The sequence below is a fragment of the Agrobacterium sp. fls2-241-TYG-188a genome (assembly GCF_030209845.1).
The window spans coordinates 523,939-542,030 of the sequence record NZ_JARVRD010000002.1 but is presented as its reverse complement, the minus strand read 5'-3'; the positions used below and the strand labels follow the sequence as shown (position 1 = coordinate 542,030).

Below are 18,092 nucleotides of genomic sequence, written 5' to 3'. Positions count from 1 at the left end.
TATTTAATCCGTTCTCAATATCCGAGCGGCGGAAGCGGCTCACGAACCGGCTCCGCTGCGCGCATTTCATGGGTGTCATCCGTTTTCAATTCCTGGAAAGCCCGCCAGACCAGCACCAGCAGAAAACAGAAGAAGCAGAAGGAGATGACGATGGCCGTCAGGATGAGCGCCTGAGGCAGCGGGTTGGCCGTGGTTGCGGCCAGCACATCCTCCCCTGCTCCGATAATGGGCGGCACTTCGCGCGTCAGCCTTCCTGCGGTCAGCAGCAGCAGATTGACGGCATTGCCCATGATTGCGATGCCCAGCAACAGGCGCACGCTATGGCGCGACAGCATGAGATAGATGCCCGCTGCGAAAAACAGTCCGACAAGGATCGAAAAAACCGGTTCCATCAGTCACGATCCCTTTCTTCCAGTGCAAGCGCAATGGAGGTGAAGCCGCCGACGACAACCAGATAGACCCCGATATCGAAGGAGATGACGGTGGCGAGCGGCACTTCGACACCCAGCAGGCTTGGATAAATCCAGAGCCCGGTCATAAAGGGCACGCCCATAAAGGCAGAGACCATGCCGGAAAGCGTTGCCACAAGCAGACCGAAAGCGGAAATGGACAGGGGATGAAAGATGATGGCCCTGCGAACGGCCTCAACGCCATAGGCGATACCGTAAATTGCAAAGGCCGAAACCGCGATCAGCCCGCCAATGAACCCGCCGCCGGGCTCATTATGGCCGCGCAACAGCACGAAAATGGAAAACAGAACCATGAGGCTGGTAATGACCGGGGCGACGGTGCGCAGGATAACCGTGTTCATGCCTTGCCCTCCCCTTTTTGCTCACCCTTCAAGGGTTTGCCACCTGTGCGGATGCGGATGAGTGCGAGGATGGCAAGCCCGGTGACCATGACCACGGCAATCTCACCCAGCGTGTCCGTTCCGCGAAAATCGACGATGATGACGTTGACGACATTGTTGCCATGCGCGATGACCTTCGAATAGGCACCGAAAAAGTCGCTGAGGCTGTTGTTGAAGGTTTGCTCGGTGGCTTTCAGCAGCAGAAGCGCAAAGCCCGTGCCACAGGCAAGCGCGATCGTTCCATCCAGCAGCTTCTGCCCGCGGTGACGATGATCGGTAGGCGACAGCCGCAGTCGCGTCATGACCAGCGTCAGGATGACGACGGACAGGGTTTCGACCATGAACTGCGTGAACGACAGATCCGGCGCGCCAAACAGCAGGAAAAGCACGGCCACCGCAAAACCCTGAATGCCAAGCGCAATGATAGCGCTCAGGCGGCTCGATGCCGTGAGCACGGCGCCAAGACCGATGACGGCGATGACGACGAAGGCGGCTTCGTGGAGCTGAATGCCACCCGGCCAGGCGGGCATGGCCGGGAACTCGTCATAGGCATACATCGGCACCAGCAGCACAAGCGCGATGATGGCAAAGGTGGCGGTGACGTAAAATTCCAGCTTGCCCGGCTGCAAGAGCCGCGTGATGGAGAAGGACAGCCTGACGAGGCCGCGCATGACGGCATCGAATGCTTTATCTGGGCCCGGCCCGGCGGCCAGCAGCGCACGCGTCACATGGTGGCGGGCGGTGGCAAGCTTGGTATAGACCATCACCCCCAGCGCGACTGTGAACAGCGACAGTGCCAATGGCACGCCGATATGCGGAATGAGAGAAATATCCATCGGACGATTTTCGCCTGCGATGGCCGAGGCCGTGGGAACCGAGACGACCGCGTGAAAGGCACCGGAAAACAGCGCAGCGACCAAGCCGCAAAGCGCCAGGGCCGCAGGACCAAGCCACATGAGAACGGGCGCTTCATGGGCATGTTTCGGCGTTTTCGAGGGCTTGCCGACAAAGGGTTTCAGCGCAACCGCAAAGGCGACCGCCAGCATCAGCGCATTTCCAACCACGGCAACAACGGTAAAGAGAATGGAGCGCGGATCGGGATGCGCAAGCGCATAACAGATTTCTTCCTTCGCCAGAAAGCCCAGGAAGGGTGGCAGGCCCGCCATGGAAAGGGCGGCGGCCAATGCGGCGATGAAGGTGATGGGCATGGCCTTGCGCAGACCGCCAAGCTTCGTGACATCCCGCGTGCCCGCCTCATGGTCTATGATCCCTGCCACCATGAACAGCGCGCCCTTGAACAGCGAATGGGCCACCAGATAAAGCACTGCCGCTTCAATGGCATGTTCCGAGCCAAAGCCGACCAGCATGACCAGCAGGCCGAGCGATGACACGGTGGTATAGGCCAGCATCAGCTTGAGATCCGTCTGCCGGATGGCAAGGAATGCCCCGGTCAGCATGGTCAACCCGCCGAAGAAGGGCAGAAGGATTTCCCAGGCAGCCGTTTCGCCCATGACCGGGTTCAGCCGCATGAGCAGATAGACGCCTGCCTTGACCATGGTGGCCGAGTGAAGATAGGCCGAAACCGGGGTCGGTGCCTCCATGGCATTGGGCAACCAGAAATGAAACGGAAACTGCGCCGACTTGGTAAATGCACCGCCAAGGACAAGTAGCAGCGTGGCGAAGTAGAAAGGGCTCTGGCGCAATATATCATCGCCGTGGACCAGCATGGAAAGCTGCGTCGTGCCGCTGATGTTCCAGATGAAGATGAGGCCTGCCAGAAGCGCCAGCCCGCCGCCCCCTGTTACCACAAGCGCCTGCAAAGCGGCCCGGCGGGATGCCTCGCGGCGGTGATCGAAGCCGATGAGAAGGAAAGACGTGATCGAGGTCAGTTCCCAATAGACGAAGAGCATCAGGAGGCTGTCGGACACGACGACACCGAGCATTGCGCCCATGAAGAGCAGGAGAAACGCCATGAAGCGTCCCTGCTGCGGATGTCCGTTCATATAAGCGCCGGCATAGAGCACGATGAGCGTGCCGATGCCGGTAATGAGCAGGGCAAAGGTCAGCGACAGGCCATCGAGGAACCATGAAAAGCTTAAATTAAAGCTGGGAACCCAGGCATAGCCGCCGGTGACGACTTCGCCTGCGGCAATTTCCGGCACGAAGCCAAGAAAATGGACGAAAGCCAGTGCGGGCGCCAGCGCCAGAAGCCATGCGCCATTCCGTCCCAGTTTTGCGACTGCCAGCGGGGCGCACAATGCTGTTATAAACGGCAAAAACAGCACAACGAATGTCAGCGACGTGACATTGGCAATCATCTTTTCTCCCAGCCCTGCCGTCGGTTACGGCTTTATCTCGTTGCCTTTCAATTAGGCCAAGGTGACATATACCTCAACCGTTTTCGAATATGCGGGCAGTAACAAGGTCTTTATCCCCAACAACAGGCTCTTCGAAGACCTTTCCTCTTTTAACCGGGCAGCGACGATCCTATCTTAGGGACAAACGAAAGGATCTCCCGATGAGCGATCTCAAATCTCCCAAAATCACCAAGTCCGATGCGCAGTGGCGCGAAGAGCTGACGCCAGAGCAGTTTCACATTCTGCGGGAACATGGCACGGAACGTCCCTTTACCGGGCCCTATTGGAATAGCACGGAGAAAGGGCTTTATCGTTGCGCAGCCTGCGATGAGCCGCTGTTTATTTCCGACACGAAATTCGATGCCGGTTGCGGTTGGCCAAGCTATTTCGAGCCGGTCAAGGCCGACGCCGTGACAGAGCATCGCGATACCGCCTTTGGAATGGTGCGCACGGAAATCCGCTGCGCCAATTGCGGCGGCCATCTGGGGCACGTCTTCCCGGACGGTCCACCGCCCACGGGCCTGCGCTACTGCATCAACGGCCATTCCATGGTATTTGAGCCGCAGGACTGAGTTCAAGCCAAACGAAAGCCGCCCTACCTGAAAAGCGAGGCGGCTTTTTGCTGTCCGCTTTTTGAAGCCGAAGGAGCCGAGGATTACGCGGCGGCACCGCTTCCCGCAAAAGCGAAGCCTTCATCCTCCCAGCCGGTCATTCCGCCGAGCATGATCTTGACCGGACGCCCAAGGCGCGCAAGCGCAAGTGCTGCGCGATCTGCGCCGTTGCAGTGCGGGCCCGCGCAATAGACCACGAACAGGGTTTCCATTGGCCACGGCGACAGCCGCTCTGGCGTGATATCGCCATGGCGCAGATGGATGGCACCGGGAATGTGCCTGCGGGCAAAGACCTCAGCCGAGCCAACAACATGGAGAAGGACGAAATCCTGACCGCCCTGCTCCATGGCAAAGGACACGTCCCAGCAATCCGTTTCCATGGAGAGCAGGCGGGAAAAGTGGTCGATGACAGCCTGCGGCGGTGCGGCCTGTATATCCGATACGGTGCTCATGAATGTCTCCCCGAGTGTTGGAACTGACGCACGTTACCGCGCTCACGAAACTGCTGGCAGATGGCATGAATGCCATATATCGTAAAGATCATGCCAAACGATCACACCACCCACCCAACCAACCGCCTTGTCGTTGCCCTTGCCTATGATGGGCTGTGCACCTTCGAATTCGGTGTGGCCGTGGAGGTCTTCGGACTGGCCAGGCCGGAAATGGGCAAGGACTGGTATCGCTTTGCCGTGGCGGGCATCGATGAGGGCGAAATGCGCGCCACCGGCGGTGTGCGGTTCGTGGCCGATGGCGGGCTTGAGCTGATCGAGCAGGCCGGAACCATTATCGTGCCGGGCTGGCGCGGCATGGATGAACCGGTCCCGGAGGCACTCTGTGCGGCCCTTCGTCGTGCGCATGCCCAAGGCGCGAGGCTCTTATCCATCTGTTCCGGTGTTTTCGTTCTGGCCGCAGCCGGGCTTTTGAGTGGCAGACAGGCCACGACCCACTGGCGCTATACCGATGCCCTGAAGGCGCGGTTCCCAGCCATCCAGGTTCTGCCTGACGTTCTCTATGTCGATGGCGGGAGCCTGCTGACATCTGCGGGAAGCGCTGCGGGCATCGATCTGTGCCTGCACCTCATTCGTCGCGATTTCGGTACGAAGGCCGCAAACATGGTTGCCCGGCGGCTGGTCGTGCCACCGCACCGGGATGGCGGTCAGGCCCAGTTCATCGACAAGGCCGTTCCCGAAAACCACGAAAAAGCAAGGCTTGGCCCCCTGCTGGATGCCATGCGAGCGGAGTTGACACGGCCCTACACGGTTGAAACCCTGTCGAAAATGGCCGGCATGAGCAGCCGCACATTCCTGCGGCGCTTCGAGGCCGCAACGGGCACGACACCCGCCAAATGGCTGCTGCTGCAAAGACTGTCAAAGGCAAAAGACCTGCTGGAAACATCACGGCTCGGCATGGACGCGATTGCGCAAAACACCGGCCTTGGAACAGCAGCCAATCTGCGCCACCATTTCCGCCAGCAATTTTCGACAACGCCCGCCGCCTATCGCGAGGGATTTGCCATGTTGCCTGTCAGCCTAGCGGAAGCTTGAGTTCCATGCAGGTCAGGTCGAGCCACCGGCCGAACTTCGTTCCGACCTCGGAAAAGCGACCGGCAATGCGAAAGCCCATGGCCTCATGCAGACGGATGGAGGCCATGTTTTCGGATTCGATGGCGCCGATGAGGACGTGCACGTCATTGCTTCTGGCGTGATCGATCAGGGCCTGCATCAGTTGCTTGCCGAGACCGAGGCCACGTGCATTCTTGTGGACATAGATGGAATGTTCCCGTGTGTGCCGATAACCGTCAAAAGCGCGCCAGTCGCCGTAGGATGCGTAGCCCGTGACCTGAGCGTCCATAACGGCGACGATGACCGGAAAGCCCCGGTCTTTGCGGGCCTTGAACCATTCCTTGCGATTATCGAGATCAACGACGATCTCGTTCCAGATCGCCGTGGTGTTCAGAACCGCGTCGTTATAGATGTCCATAATGCCGGGAAGGTCTTCGACGGTGGCGTCGCGTAGTTGAATGGTCATGCTGATATCCGCTGCAAATCAAATCGCGGCCACCATAGAGCAAGTCGCGAAGCTGTGCAGCGGTTTTACGCGGTGACGTCTAAGCGGTGACGTCTAAGCGGTGATGGGGGCCATGCTGAAGCTTGTCATCACAGCCGTGTAATGCACGGCAGCAGCAACCACGACAAAGCCGTGCCAGATGGCATTCTGAAAGCGAAGACGCTCCCACACATGGAAGATGACGCCCATGGAATAGATGATGCCGCCGATGACGATGAGCCACAGGCTGAGCGGAGGCAGGTGATAGGACAGGCGATCCGCCACCATGACACCGCTCCAGCCCATGCCGAGATAAAGCAGGATGGTCAGGCGATCAAACCGGCCGGGAAAGAAGCATTTCAACAGGATACCGGAGATTGCTGCAATCCAGATTCCGGCCAGCGTGACCGCGATCAGGGGCTCCTCGATGCCGCGCTGAAGAATGGGCGTGTAGGTCGCGGCGATGAGAATGAAGATGGCCGAATGATCCAGCCTGCGCAGGAACCACTTCACGTTGGAGTGCGGCCAGATGTTGTAGGTGAACGAAATCGACAGGCACAGGACGAGCCCGAGCGCGTAGATCCAGACTGCCGCAATTGCGCTCAGGCTTCCCCACAGCGTGACATAGAAGATCAGCGCGGTCGCACCGATCAGCGCAAAGACAATGCCCACGCCATGCACAATGCCATCCGCCACGATTTCTGGAAGATCATACCGGCGGCCAAAGCGCCAAACTTCGCTCATAATCTGTTCTCGCACATCAATAATGCGATCATGCCGTTAATATCAGACAGGAACAAGACAACAGTTGCGAAAGACGATCACTTTGCATTCACGCCTGTCGCAAAAGTCTATCTCGGCACTGGCATTTGTCAGGTCTAGCGATCGATCAGCACCGGGCACCGGGCGTGGCGCACCACGCGGTCGGCAGTTGCGCCGATGAAATAGTTGCTCAGATCCGGCTTGTGCGATGCGATGATGATGAGATCGGTCTTCAAATCTTCCGCAGCCGCCAGTATCTCGCGCGCGGGCGAGCCGCTGCGGACATCCACATCGCTTATGCGGGAAGACTTTAATTTAAGGGAATTCAATTTCTTGCGGGCGTCCTCGACAGCGTTTTCGAGGATGTTCATCGGCAGGTCTATTGTCAGATAGATCGGCAGGTCTTCCACCACGTTGAGGAGGACGATATGGCCCGTCGCATCCAGCAACTCCTCTGCTTTCTTCAGGATTGCCTCTGCCCTCTCCGGCGAACTCAGATCGATTGGAACGAGGATTTTGTTGTACATCGCCATTCTCCCTTCAAACTCGAAAACACCCTTTGCGCTTCCGAGATTATCCTCTTTCTGACACTCCTCGTCAGCGAGAGAGTTGATCAGCGTCAAGTGTCACCCCTTTTTTATTGTCAACAAATAGCGCACGCTGCATCGCCAAACAGCTATCTTTGCTGAACGATCGCGAGCGCGCATAGTGCGGGCCAATATCGCCTGACTGGCCAATCCTTTTTTGGAGTGCAGCAATGAGTGAAGATAAACTGTTTGCGCTGACGCGCCCCGCCTATGTCGGCCAGGCACGACTGGTGGTGCGTGACCTGCCCCGCGTTTCGGAATTCTACCAGAACATCATCGGTCTTTCCGTCATCGAGACATCACCGAGCGGTCAAGTACTGGGCGTTGGTGGCCAGCCGCTTTTGACGCTGATAACATCCGGCAATGCCATGACGGCGCCAAGACAGGCCGCGGGCCTGTTTCACACCGCATTCCTGATGCCGAGCCGCGCCGATCTGGCGCTGTGGCTTGCCCATGCCGTGCATCACAATGTCGAGCTGCAAGGTGCCTCGGACCATCTGGTCAGCGAGGCCATCTATCTTGCCGATCCCGAAGGCAACGGCATCGAGGTGTACCGCGACCGCTCACCGGACGAGTGGAGCTACCAGCCAGACGGAACCGTCAGCATGTCTACGCTTCGGCTGAACCTGCAGGAGCTTTACGATAGCGCGCCCAAGGCAACCTTTGCCAAGGCCGCAGAGGGAACCGCCATCGGGCACATCCACCTGCAGGTTGGCAATCTTCCGCAAGCCGATGCTTTCTATCAGGACGTTCTGGGCCTGAAGGTCATGGCGCGATATCCGGGCGCAAGCTTTTTCGGTTCCGGCGCCTATCACCACCACGTCGCCGCCAACATATGGAACAGCAAGGGGGCACAAGCCCGCAGCGAGAACATGACAGGGCTTGCCGGTTACACGTTGAAATTCAACGAAAAATCTGCACTGGATAGCGCAGTCTCCGCCCTCGACAGGCTGGAAATAGCAACCGAGCGGCAAAGTGACGGCATTGCGGTAAAAGACCCATGGGGCATTGGCCTAAAGCTTTCCGCATAGGCCCACAAAGGCAGTCAGGCGAGCGCTGAAAAATGGTGCTCGCCTAAATCTTTTTCAGGCGGGAACACCCGGTCACATCGCGCGTTATACGCCCTGATGGGGGACTGCCAGATGAACGACCAGACGATCAGCAATCGAAAGCAGGCGGCCGCAGCCGCCGTTGACCATAAGGACCCGGTGTTGCGCGGGGCGTTAGCCTCTGCGCATGATGACGAGCGTAGTCAGCAGCCGCTTGGGCGAGAGGCTCTCGATGTTGCCGTAGCCTGGTCGATTGTCGGCCTGTTCGCCATCGTGCTGATGGGCGTCATCCACTCGCTGTCGATCATCCTTATCCCAATCGTCATGGCCATTGTTGTGGGGATGATCCTGGGTGTCGCTGCCACCAAGCTGAATTCTTACGGGATTCCGGGCTTTGCGGTGGCGTTGATCCTGTCATCGGCGGTCGCGCTGGTATTCTTCGTCGTCATCAATTCGCTGATCGACCCGCTTTCCACACTGGCCTCCGAAGGACCGGGCATCGTCGAGAAGGCAATAGACAGGTTCGTGCCCTATTTGCAGAGCCTGCGCTGGCTGAATTTTTCCGCCGCAACCTTCAGCATGAGTTCGATCTCGCTGGAATCGCTGATCTCAAGAAGCGGCGATATCCTGACCGTGGTGGGAGCCAATCTGACACCCGCCATTGTCCAGGGGCTGGTGTTCTTTGCAGCGTTGCTGCTGTTTCTCTACAGCCGTCTGCGGCTGCGCAAAGCCGTCATCATGGCCTTTCCCCAGCGTCACCAGCGTCTTCGCACGATACGGACCATAGGGTCGATCGAGCATGTGCTGAGCTCCTATTTCGCCACGGCGTCGCTGATGTATGCGGGTCTTGGCGTGACAATGGTCATCATCGCCTATGCCGGTGGGCTCGCCATGCCGTTCCTGTGGGGTCTGTTTGCCTTTCTTTCCAGCTTCGTGCCGTTTCTCGGCATCACTGCCATGACGCTTGCCCTGACGATTGGCGGCATCCTGACCCATGACAGCCTGCTTCTGGGGCTGTTGCCTGCCATCATATTCTTCACCATCCATTTGCTGATGGAGAACCTCGCCTTTCCGGCTGTTGTCGGAAAGAACATGGAAATCAACCCGTTTCTGGTTTTCGTTGCGATCATCTTCTGGACATGGATGTGGGGAGCCGCCGGTGCCATGCTGGCGCTGCCGCTGTCTCTCATTGGCATGACCATCGCGCGCGAGCTTTTCCCGTCACGCAAGGTCGTACCGAACCTGCCTTCCTGATGGGCTGTGGGGCGGCTTGCCGGATCAGTTCGAAGGGGCGTTGAAGGCGGGATCATCCAGCCTTGTGAAGATGACGCCGCGCGCCTTGAGCGCCAGCAGGCCGCGTACCACACCCTCTCCGGCCTCATGGGTCGGCTGGTTGATGTGGGCAATCACCACATCACCATCTTTTGCCGAGGCGATATGCTTTGCCGTCATGCCCGCCCCCAGCAGCGAACCGCCATCGCCATTGACGGAATAGCCAGCGACGCGTTCGCCTAGACCATTGATGGTGGCGATGGAGGACGCCGTATATTTCGCGGTTGCGCCTCGAAACCATTGGGGCTGGTGACCGGTGGCGGCGGCAACGGCCAGACGACCGCCCTCCACTTCCTGCTCAACGGCAGCCGTCGAGCCTGCCGCAGCGATTCCATAGATGGAAACGGGCTTGTCGACCGCCGGAATGTGATTTTCGCCGTGGTTTTCCAGCTCGAGCAAATCGGGATGCGACAGCATCACCGCCAAGGCCTGCGGATTATGCGCCAGCCACCGTGCCGTCACGAAGATCGTCGCGGGGATCTTCTCGTTGACCAGCGTATCGAGAATCCTGAAATCGGTCTTGCCCATGCAGGCATCGAGCGTGATGGCGACGCGGGGTGCGGCAGCCTTTCCCGGCTGCATCTTCAAGCTTGGCTCGACAAGACCGGATGCAGCAAGAGCCGGAGATGCGAGGGCGGCCAGCACCGGGACGAGAGTGAGTATCTTCAGCATGTCAGACGCCTTCGAGGAACCATTGAAACAGGGCGCTGATGCCTCGCGCAAAACCGCCGCATGACGTCCACATAATGCGTTGCACTCTGCCCGTAAACCGCCGAAATTATGGCGTGGCTGGTGGCAGGCCGTCGAGTTCGGCAAGCTTTGCCAGCGCCTCTTCCACCCGTGCACAATCGCTGACGCTGAGCGGCATGACCGGCAATGGCGGCTGAAGATGGGTCAATGACAACAGATTGGCCGCCGCATAGACCACACGAAAGCTGCCCAGTTCCTTGAAAAGGGAAAAGAGCGGCTGGAAATATTGCTCGATCCGCTGGACCTCGGCCTTGTCCTTGGCTTGTGCGCCACGCAACAGGCGAAGGCTTGGAACCGGAAGCAGACCGCCGATGACGCTGTACCAGCAATCGGCACCTTCCATGATTGCCTGGGAAGCGGCCCAATCGCCGCTGTAGCCGATTGAAAAGCCCTCGCCCAGCCTTGGCCGCAGACGCTCCAGCTCCTGGCTGAAGGCCATATCAGGTACAGTCGGCATTTTCGCTGCGCGGATATGCGGAATATAGGCAAGCCGCACCAGCAGCTCATCGCTAAAGGAAAAATGCGTGGTGGATGGATTGTTGTAGACGCAAAGCGGCAGATTCGTTGCGCCAGCAACGGCTGCGAAATGGTGATAGACCTCTTCCTGCGTCAGCGGCGTATAGGAAACCGGTGCCAGAAGCAGGGCGTCCGCACCACCGGCCTCCGCATCCTTTGCCAGCGCCACCGCATCACTTGTGCGCAACGCACCCACGCCGACAAGCAACGGCCTGTTGCGACCCTGCAGGGTTTCAGCCGCCGCCTTGATGGTGCGCAGCCGCTCCTCACGTGAGAGATAGGCGTAGCTGCCGGTGCTGCCAAGCAGGCCGATACTATCCACCTGCGCCGCATCCAGTCGTTCAACCAGCCGCGAAACGGCCTCGACATCGACACGTCCCTCGGCATCTGCCGGTGTCAACGGAAATGCCGAAAGCCCGCCAAAACTCAGATCCATACGCCCCGCCCCTGCTCAATCCCTCTGAAACAAGGATTACCAGTAAATGAGCAGTCGGCAATAACAATATGAAATCAGTTAGATATCGTGGTTTATCGGCAACATCGACCCGTGTTGGCCGCGGCGGTCAATTCTCAATCATAGAGATAATGCTTGGCCCATTGCGATTCCGGCACCTTGTCGCCGACCTTGTAGTCGAAGTCGCGGATGCCGAGCGTCGAGGGCGTGATCTGACACTTGTAGCGCAGCCGGTACCATTCGCCACCGCTTCTGAAGACGGCCCCGGTTGCCTTGATGCTATCGGTTGCGACGTCCGGGTCGCCGAAGGCATAGGCGATGACCTTGTCCGGCTTCATTCCCTTCTGCTCCTTGGCAATGCGCTCCATGGCCTCGATATCACAGCGTTGCTCAAGGCGCTCTTCGGGAGCAAGAGCATTGAGCTGGCGCAGAATATTGGCATCGACCGCATGGGCCGGGATGGCCATTGTCAAACCGGAGAAGGCTGCGAGAAGGGCAACGGGGAGAAGCTTGTCCATGAGATCCTGTCGGGCTTTTCGTTTCTTCTTGTTTTGATGCGCTGGAAGCAAGGCTACCGCCTGCCACCATCTGCACGCATGTGTGTGATTTGCGATCTAGTGGGAGAATGTGATCGAAAGCAGACCAAATTGTGCCCTGCCCTTGTCGATCCACCTTAGTTTTCCACCTTGATCGACCTTGGACGCCACTCTACATCTTGGTTCACGCAGACCCATGTCTTCATGAAAGCGAGTTTCACTTTGTCCATTTTCAAAAACCTGCCCGCAGCGCCCGTTGCCGAAAAAAAGCCCTCAAGCGACACGCATCATGGCATTACCCGCAATGATGACTATGCATGGTTCCGGGCCGATAACTGGCAGGCCATGTTCAAGGACCCCACCCTGCTGGACCCCGCGATCCGCACCCATCTGGAGGCGGAGAACGCCTATATGGAAGCGGCAATGGCAGACACCAAACCGCTGCAAGAAAAGCTGTTCGAGGAGATGAAAGGCCGCATCAAGCAGGATGATTCCTCCGTTCCGGTCAATGATGGTCCCTATGCCTATGGCACCCTCTTCGTGACGGGTGGAGAACAGCCGCATTACTTCCGCACGCCGCGCGGTGGTGGCGAAAAGCACGTTCTTCTTGATGGCGACAAGGAAGCCGAAGGCAAGGATTATTTCCGGCTCTCCGGCCTCGACCAGTCCAGCGATCACAATCGCGGCATATGGGGCTATGACGACAAGGGGTCGGAATATTACACGCTTCGCGTCCGCGAGATGGCCACCGGCAAGGATCTGGACGACATTGTCGAGAATACCGGCGGCGGAGGAGCCTGGGCTCCTGACGGCAAGAGCTTCTTCTATACGCTTCAGGATGAGAACCACCGCCCTTCCAAGGTCTTCCATCATATCATTGGCGAGCCGCAATCTTCCGACCGGCTGGTCTATGAGGAGAAAGACCCCGGCTTCTTCATGGGTGTGGGCGCATCCGTGCTTGATGACTTCATCTTCATCGACATCCATGACCACGAAACCAGCGAATATCGCCTTCTCTCGACCAAAGACCTGACGGCAGAACCGCAGATCGTGGCCGAGCGCGAGGAAGGCATCGAATATTCGCTGTGTGAGGGCGGCGATGTTTTCTACATTCTGACCAATGATGGCGATGCCAAGGATTTTCGCATCTGCCAGACGCCGGTGACGGCACCGGGCAAGGAAAACTGGACGGAAGTGGTACCGCATGAGCCGGGTCGCCTCATTCTCTCCATCGATGCCTATGCCCGCCATCTCATCTGGCTTGAGCGCCGTGACGGCCTGCCACGCATCGTCATCCGCGACCGCGTGAGCGGCGAAGAGCATTCGGTTGCCTTCGATGAGGAAGCCTATTCTCTGGGCCTGCATGGGGCTGCGGAATACGACACCAATGTCATCCGCTTCAGCTATTCCTCCATGACCACGCCAAGCCAGTTGTTCGATTACGACATGGTGACGCGCGAGCGCGTGCTGTTGAAGACGCAGGAAGTGCCGTCCGGTCACAATCCGGAAGATTATGTGACCCGCCGCGTCATGGCGACGTCGCATGATGGCGCGCTGGTGCCGGTCTCCCTGCTCTACCGCAAGGATACGCCGCTGGATGGCTCTGCCCCGTGCCTTCTCTATGGCTACGGTGCCTATGGCATTTCCATCCCGGCATCGTTTAGCACCAACAATCTGTCGCTGGCCGATCGCGGCTTCGTCTATGCCGTCGCGCACATCCGGGGCGGCAAGGACAAGGGCTTCGAGTGGTATGAAAACGGCAAGATGGAGCACAAGCAGAACACCTTCAAGGACTTCATCGCCGCAGCCGACCATCTGGTAAAGGAGGGCTTCACCTCCTATTCCGGCATCATCGCCGAGGGCGGTTCTGCGGGCGGCATGTTGATGGGCGCGGTTGCCAATATGGCACCGGAGAAATTCGCTGGCATCATCGCCGCCGTTCCCTTCGTGGATGTTCTCACCACCATGCTGGACGACACCCTGCCGCTGACACCGCCGGAATGGCCTGAATGGGGCAATCCGCTGGAATCGGAAGAGGAATATCAGTGGATCGCCTCTTACAGCCCCTATGACAATGTCGGCGCGAAAGCCTATCCGCCGCTTCTGGCCATTTCCGGCCTGACCGACCCGCGCGTGACCTATTGGGAGCCGACCAAATGGGTGGCGAAGCTGCGCGAGCACACCACGGGTGACGCCCCCATTCTGCTGAAAACCAATATGTCGGCAGGCCATGGCGGAAAGTCCGGTCGCTTCCAGCGCCTTGAGGAGATTGCCTTTGAATATGCGTTTGCATTGAAGGTGGCTGGCAAGGCTGCGGCTTAAGCCTGCTTGAACCCACCCAAGGCACCCCGCACTTGATGCGGGGTCCAGCCGACGCGCGTCTGCGCGTCGAGAAGAGGTCTTCCAGCCCAAGAACTTGGGCTGACTGGATACCAGCTCAGGGCCGGAATGACGGATCTCTATCCTGGTCATGATCGGGCTTGACCCGAGCATCTGCCAAGTCGCATCCGCAACGCGTGATTGGATCCTCGGGACAGGCCCGACGATGACGCAATCGGGGAAGGTGCGGGAGAAAAATACTCACTGAAATGCCTTTTTTGAGATTTTTTTCCACAAAAAACCGGCACCATAGCTACTTACGATATATATTAATCGTTAATTGAATTTTCATTTTTAATTCAGTCTAGCCGTAATTTTCTTCAGTAAATCTCCGTTTTTTACAAGTATTATTAAACCACCGAAATGGTTCCGCGAAACCCTGCATGGCAGCAATGCGGCATTTTGCGTTGCAATATCATCTTCTCGCCGTATTATAGAACCCGTTGACATATTTATGCGCTTTTTCGCCGCGGTGACTGCGGCACTCTTCGTCGCGTCCATGCGGCTTTTCTTTGGCGAATTCTTTTTCGTCTTTCCGCGCATGTCATTTTGCTCTGGAGCTTTCGCAGGCAACCGCTGGCGATGTCGATGCTCCATGGCTTTAGCTCTGCGTTCTGGCAGCGGTATCGTCTTGATGTCGCGCCAACGCTTCGGCAGGCCGGGCTTTGCAGTGCCCCGGTATGCCTCACATGAACACTGCATTAGACTTGGGGGTCTTACACATGAAGAAACTCCTCGCCTCGACCATTCTTGTCACGGGCTTCACACTTGCCGCCGCTGCCGGCGCAAGCACCGCCAACGCCGCTGAAGACTGCGGCAATATCTCGATCGCTGAAATGAACTGGGCGTCTGCGGGCGTCGCGGCCTATGTCGACAAGTTCATCATGGAGAACGGTTACGACTGCACCGTCGAGGTGGTGACAGGCGACACGACGCCGACTTTCACCTCCATGAACGAAAAAGGCCAGCCGGACATGGCGCCTGAAATGTGGGTCAATACGCTTGGTGCTCCCTATGAAGAAGCCATCAAGTCCGGCAAGCTCATTCAGGAAGGCAAGATTCTCAGCGATGGCGGCATCGAGGGATGGTGGATTCCGAAATATCTGGCTGACGCACATCCCGATATCAAGACCGTGGAAGATGCTTTGAAGCATCCCGAACTCTTCCCGGCACCGGAAGATGCCAGCAAGGGTGCTGTCTTCGGTTGCCCGCCCGGCTGGGGCTGCCAGCCAACGACTGCCAATCTCTTCAAGGCGCGCAAGGCCAGCGAAAAGGGCTTCACCCTTGTCGATACCGGCTCTGCTGCGGGTCTAGATGGCTCCATTTCCAACGCCTACGAAAAGAAGCAGGGCTGGCTCGGCTATTACTGGGCTCCAACGGCCATCATGGGCAAATACGACATGGTCAAGCTTGACGATGGCGTTGAACTCGACCGCGAGGCCTATGACAACTGCATCGCCAAGGCCGATTGCGCCGATCCAAAGCCGAATGCCTATCCCGTCGCTGATGTATTCACTGTCGTGACCAAGGAATTTGCAGAAAAGGCAGGTCCTTCTGCCGAATATGTAAAGAAGCGCCAGTGGGACAATGGCACGCTTGGCAAGATCCTGGCGTGGATGGACGAAAACCAGGGCACCAACGAAGACGGTGCTGCCTATTTCCTCGAAAACCACGAGGATATCTGGACGAAGTGGGTTTCGCCGGAAGTGGCCGAGAAGATCAAGGCTTCGATCTAATCAAGAGATGAGATGAGCCGAGGCCGCGAGACATCGCGGCCTTCCCATCTGTGGATGCCCATACCCACAAGCCCTTCCATCAACACCTTAGGGAAAAAAACAATAATGGCCCTCTGTAATGTTCTGCCGGATATGCTGTGCAAGTTTCCGGCCATTGGCAACAGCACCATGCGGGTTGCGCGCAAGTCCATCGATGACGGATTCCGCGATATCGTTCGCAGCTACGGCGATGTCATCGATGTCGTCACGCACCCGCTGCAGCTTTTTTTGAATTCATCCGAACGCTTTTTCACGCAGACGCCCTGGATCATCATCTTCCTCGGCCTGCTGGCGCTGGTCCATCTCGCCGGACGCAGCTTGCGCATCACGCTTGGTACGGCCGTTTCGCTGTGCCTCATCGGCGCCGTCGGCCTGTGGCGGGATGCGATGACGACGCTCTCTATTGTCGCGATTGCAACGCTGATCGCGGTCGCCATCGGCCTGCCGCTCGGCATTCTCATGGCGCGGTCCGAGCGGCTGCAGCGCTTCATCAATCCGGGTCTGGATGTGATGCAGACCATGCCGAGCTTCGTCTACCTGATCCCGGTCGTCGTCATCTTTGGCATCGGCAAGGTACCGGGGCTGATCGCAGTGGTGATCTACGCGATACCGCCGATGATCCGCCTGACTAACCTTGGCATTCGCATGGTGGACCGGGAAACGCTGGAAGCAGCGGACGCATTCGGTTCCTCCAACACCCAGAAGCTGTTCAATGTGCAGCTGCCGCTGGCGCTGCCCACCATCATGACCGGCATCAACCAAACCATCATGATGTCGCTCGCCATGGTCGTCGTTGCCTCCATGGTCGGCGTCGGCGGGCTTGGCAAGAACGTGCTTCAGGCGATCAACAACCAGTTCTTCACAATCGGCTTTCTGAACGGCTTTGCGCTGGTGGCCATCGCCATCATGTTCGACCGCGCAAGCCAGGCATTCGGAAAGCGTTTGCAGAAATACCGCGAGGTGCAGCATGGCTAAGGACATCGAAATCCGGTCGCTTTACAAGATCTTCGGCAAGCATCCCGAGAAGCATCTTGAAGCCGTTAAAAACGGTTTGAGCAAGACCGAGCTGAACGACAGGCACAACCATGTGCTGGGCCTCAACAACATCAACATCACCATGCCCGGCGGCAAGATTACCGTGGTCATGGGTCTTTCAGGCTCCGGCAAATCGACGCTGATCCGCCACATCAACCGGCTGATCGAGCCGACCGCAGGTGAAGTTCTGTATGGCGGACAGGATGTCTGCTCCATGGGCACTTCGAGCCTGCGGGAATTTCGCCGCCACAAGACAGCGATGGTGTTCCAGAAGTTCGGCCTGCTGCCGCACCGCACCGTTCTGGAAAACAGCGTTTACGGCCTCGATATCCAGGGCGTTTCGCGCAAGGAAAGCCTTGAAAAGGGTCGCTACTGGCTGAACCGTGTCGGGCTTGATGGCTACGAGGAGAATTATCCCAACCAGCTGTCCGGCGGAATGCAGCAGCGGGTGGGCCTTGCCCGTGCGCTGACCAACGATGCCGACATTCTGTTGATGGACGAAGCCTATTCGGCACTCGATCCGCTGATCCGCGTGGACATGCAGACCATGCTGCTCGATCTTCAGCAGGAGCTGAAGAAGACGGTTGTCTTCATCACCCACGATCTGGACGAGGCGCTGCGGCTGGGTGACCATATCGCAATCCTGAAGGACGGTGAGATGGTGCAGCAGGGCGACGGCCAGAGCATCATCCAGTATCCGGCCAATGAATATGTCAGCGACTTCGTGCGCGACGTCAATCGCGGGCGTGTGCTTCAGGCAACGACGGTCATGGAACCCCTGACCAGCAAGCCGGAAGGCATGTCGGTTGCCGAAACCGATACGCTGGAAACCATTGCCCGCGACATGACGGACGCCAATGAAACCACCGCCCATGTGGTGAATGAAGATGGCGAGCCGGTGGGCAGCATCGGTATCGAGACACTGGTGGCCGCCATGGTCACACCCGCCACGCAGGATGCGGAGCGGCCAGAGTCGGAAGCGGAGACGGAACCGACCCTGACAGACGAAACCGAAAAGAAGATCGCCTGATTCTACCGGTTGCCCTTCGCGAC

Annotated in this window: 18 protein-coding genes; 8 read left to right on the top strand and 10 right to left on the bottom strand. The window is 58.2% G+C overall.

The features are described from left to right. Nucleotides 1–14: 14 nt before the first annotated feature. The 3 genes from QRN85_RS09390 to QRN85_RS09380 are packed head-to-tail and all read right to left on the bottom strand — an operon-like array spanning nt 15 to nt 3,168. Entirely contained in the window at nt 15–392 is a 378-nt protein-coding gene (locus QRN85_RS09390; protein ID WP_062586825.1) for a Na+/H+ antiporter subunit C, read from the bottom strand. Next, a complete protein-coding gene (locus tag QRN85_RS09385; protein ID WP_062586824.1) occupies nt 392–811 on the bottom strand; it encodes a Na+/H+ antiporter subunit B in 420 nt (139 codons plus the stop codon). Before QRN85_RS09385 ends, QRN85_RS09390 begins: the two co-directional genes overlap by 1 nt. Next, entirely contained in the window at nt 808–3,168 is a 2,361-nt protein-coding gene (locus QRN85_RS09380; protein WP_284757625.1) for a putative monovalent cation/H+ antiporter subunit A, read from the bottom strand. The genes QRN85_RS09385 and QRN85_RS09380 overlap by 4 nt, the downstream gene beginning before the upstream one ends. 200 nt (nt 3,169–3,368) lie before the next feature. Between QRN85_RS09380 and msrB the strand changes: the two genes are divergently transcribed. Next, entirely contained in the window at nt 3,369–3,779 is a 411-nt protein-coding gene (msrB, locus tag QRN85_RS09375; RefSeq protein WP_062586822.1) for a peptide-methionine (R)-S-oxide reductase MsrB, read from the top strand. An 83-nt stretch (nt 3,780–3,862) separates the two neighbouring features. On the opposite strand, the gene QRN85_RS09370 is transcribed toward msrB, so the two are convergent. Next, the gene (locus tag QRN85_RS09370; RefSeq protein ID WP_284757624.1) at nt 3,863–4,270 is read right to left on the bottom strand and encodes a rhodanese-like domain-containing protein; all 408 of its coding nucleotides are present in this window, start codon (nt 4,268–4,270) and stop codon (nt 3,863–3,865) included. 69 nt (nt 4,271–4,339) lie between these two features. On the opposite strand from QRN85_RS09370, the gene ftrA reads away from it, so the two are divergent. Continuing rightward, the gene (gene ftrA, locus QRN85_RS09365) at nt 4,340–5,362 is read left to right on the top strand and encodes a transcriptional regulator FtrA (protein WP_284757622.1); all 1,023 of its coding nucleotides are present in this window, start codon (nt 4,340–4,342) and stop codon (nt 5,360–5,362) included. On the opposite strand, the gene QRN85_RS09360 is transcribed toward ftrA, so the two are convergent. The 3 genes from QRN85_RS09360 to QRN85_RS09350 form a co-directional block, all read right to left on the bottom strand. After that, complete coding sequence (locus QRN85_RS09360) at nt 5,343–5,846, bottom strand: GNAT family N-acetyltransferase (protein ID WP_284757620.1); 504 nt, start codon at nt 5,844–5,846, stop codon at nt 5,343–5,345. The genes ftrA and QRN85_RS09360 overlap by 20 nt on opposite strands. Nucleotides 5,847–5,939: 93 nt before the next feature. Beyond that, on the bottom strand, nt 5,940–6,608 hold the full coding sequence (gene trhA / locus QRN85_RS09355) for a PAQR family membrane homeostasis protein TrhA (RefSeq protein WP_284757619.1): 669 nt from the start codon (nt 6,606–6,608) through the stop codon (nt 5,940–5,942). Between the two features lie 134 nt (nt 6,609–6,742). Next, nucleotides 6,743–7,153, bottom strand: a complete 411-nt coding sequence (locus tag QRN85_RS09350; protein ID WP_062586816.1) for a universal stress protein — start codon at nt 7,151–7,153, stop codon at nt 6,743–6,745. 230 nt (nt 7,154–7,383) lie between these two features. On the opposite strand from QRN85_RS09350, the gene QRN85_RS09345 reads away from it, so the two are divergent. Together QRN85_RS09345 and QRN85_RS09340 are read left to right on the top strand one after the other, a co-directional pair. Beyond that, nucleotides 7,384–8,244, top strand: a complete 861-nt coding sequence (locus tag QRN85_RS09345; protein WP_113092469.1) for a VOC family protein — start codon at nt 7,384–7,386, stop codon at nt 8,242–8,244. Between the two features lie 111 nt (nt 8,245–8,355). Further along, a complete protein-coding gene (locus tag QRN85_RS09340; protein ID WP_113171201.1) occupies nt 8,356–9,516 on the top strand; it encodes an AI-2E family transporter in 1,161 nt (386 codons plus the stop codon). 24 nt (nt 9,517–9,540) lie between these two features. On the opposite strand, the gene QRN85_RS09335 is transcribed toward QRN85_RS09340, so the two are convergent. The 3 genes from QRN85_RS09335 to QRN85_RS09325 form a co-directional block, all read right to left on the bottom strand. After that, nucleotides 9,541–10,266: a polysaccharide deacetylase family protein gene (locus QRN85_RS09335; RefSeq protein WP_284757617.1), complete on the bottom strand. Its 726-nt coding sequence runs from the start codon at nt 10,264–10,266 to the stop codon at nt 9,541–9,543. A 106-nt stretch (nt 10,267–10,372) separates the two neighbouring features. Continuing rightward, entirely contained in the window at nt 10,373–11,296 is a 924-nt protein-coding gene (locus QRN85_RS09330) for a dihydrodipicolinate synthase family protein (RefSeq protein ID WP_284757616.1), read from the bottom strand. Nucleotides 11,297–11,430: 134 nt separating this feature from the next. Then, nucleotides 11,431–11,832 carry a DUF930 domain-containing protein gene (locus QRN85_RS09325; RefSeq protein ID WP_284757615.1) on the bottom strand — a complete coding sequence of 134 codons (402 nt, stop codon included), beginning with the start codon at nt 11,830–11,832 and terminating at the stop codon, nt 11,431–11,433. Nucleotides 11,833–12,072: 240 nt separating this feature from the next. Between QRN85_RS09325 and QRN85_RS09320 the strand changes: the two genes are divergently transcribed. From QRN85_RS09320 to QRN85_RS09305, 4 genes are all read left to right on the top strand, one after another. Beyond that, on the top strand, nt 12,073–14,172 hold the full coding sequence (locus QRN85_RS09320; RefSeq protein ID WP_284757613.1) for a S9 family peptidase: 2,100 nt from the start codon (nt 12,073–12,075) through the stop codon (nt 14,170–14,172). 779 nt (nt 14,173–14,951) lie between these two features. Beyond that, the gene (locus QRN85_RS09315; protein ID WP_112963206.1) at nt 14,952–15,965 is read left to right on the top strand and encodes an ABC transporter substrate-binding protein; all 1,014 of its coding nucleotides are present in this window, start codon (nt 14,952–14,954) and stop codon (nt 15,963–15,965) included. Between the two features lie 105 nt (nt 15,966–16,070). Further along, nucleotides 16,071–16,979: an ABC transporter permease gene (locus QRN85_RS09310; protein WP_062586807.1), complete on the top strand. Its 909-nt coding sequence runs from the start codon at nt 16,071–16,073 to the stop codon at nt 16,977–16,979. Beyond that, nucleotides 16,972–18,069, top strand: a complete 1,098-nt coding sequence (locus QRN85_RS09305) for a quaternary amine ABC transporter ATP-binding protein (RefSeq protein ID WP_284757610.1) — start codon at nt 16,972–16,974, stop codon at nt 18,067–18,069. The genes QRN85_RS09310 and QRN85_RS09305 overlap by 8 nt, the downstream gene beginning before the upstream one ends. The last annotated feature ends 23 nt before the right edge of the window (nt 18,070–18,092 follow it).

Bases quoted from the DNA above. Each gene is read 5' to 3' on its own strand.
- QRN85_RS09390 (WP_062586825.1), bottom strand. From the start codon at position 392: ATGGAACCGGTTTTTTCGATCCTTGTCGGACTGTTTTTCGCAGCGGGC.
- QRN85_RS09385 (WP_062586824.1), bottom strand. From the start codon at position 811: ATGAACACGGTTATCCTGCGCACCGTCGCCCCGGTCATTACCAGCCTC.
- QRN85_RS09380 (WP_284757625.1), bottom strand. From the start codon at position 3,168: ATGATTGCCAATGTCACGTCGCTGACATTCGTTGTGCTGTTTTTGCCG.
- msrB (WP_062586822.1), top strand. From the start codon at position 3,369: ATGAGCGATCTCAAATCTCCCAAAATCACCAAGTCCGATGCGCAGTGG.
- QRN85_RS09370 (WP_284757624.1), bottom strand. From the start codon at position 4,270: ATGAGCACCGTATCGGATATACAGGCCGCACCGCCGCAGGCTGTCATC.
- ftrA (WP_284757622.1), top strand. From the start codon at position 4,340: ATGCCATATATCGTAAAGATCATGCCAAACGATCACACCACCCACCCA.
- QRN85_RS09360 (WP_284757620.1), bottom strand. From the start codon at position 5,846: ATGACCATTCAACTACGCGACGCCACCGTCGAAGACCTTCCCGGCATT.
- trhA (WP_284757619.1), bottom strand. From the start codon at position 6,608: ATGAGCGAAGTTTGGCGCTTTGGCCGCCGGTATGATCTTCCAGAAATC.
- QRN85_RS09350 (WP_062586816.1), bottom strand. From the start codon at position 7,153: ATGTACAACAAAATCCTCGTTCCAATCGATCTGAGTTCGCCGGAGAGG.
- QRN85_RS09345 (WP_113092469.1), top strand. From the start codon at position 7,384: ATGAGTGAAGATAAACTGTTTGCGCTGACGCGCCCCGCCTATGTCGGC.
- QRN85_RS09340 (WP_113171201.1), top strand. From the start codon at position 8,356: ATGAACGACCAGACGATCAGCAATCGAAAGCAGGCGGCCGCAGCCGCC.
- QRN85_RS09335 (WP_284757617.1), bottom strand. From the start codon at position 10,266: ATGCTGAAGATACTCACTCTCGTCCCGGTGCTGGCCGCCCTCGCATCT.
- QRN85_RS09330 (WP_284757616.1), bottom strand. From the start codon at position 11,296: ATGGATCTGAGTTTTGGCGGGCTTTCGGCATTTCCGTTGACACCGGCA.
- QRN85_RS09325 (WP_284757615.1), bottom strand. From the start codon at position 11,832: ATGGACAAGCTTCTCCCCGTTGCCCTTCTCGCAGCCTTCTCCGGTTTG.
- QRN85_RS09315 (WP_112963206.1), top strand. From the start codon at position 14,952: ATGAAGAAACTCCTCGCCTCGACCATTCTTGTCACGGGCTTCACACTT.
- QRN85_RS09310 (WP_062586807.1), top strand. From the start codon at position 16,071: ATGGCCCTCTGTAATGTTCTGCCGGATATGCTGTGCAAGTTTCCGGCC.
- QRN85_RS09305 (WP_284757610.1), top strand. From the start codon at position 16,972: ATGGCTAAGGACATCGAAATCCGGTCGCTTTACAAGATCTTCGGCAAG.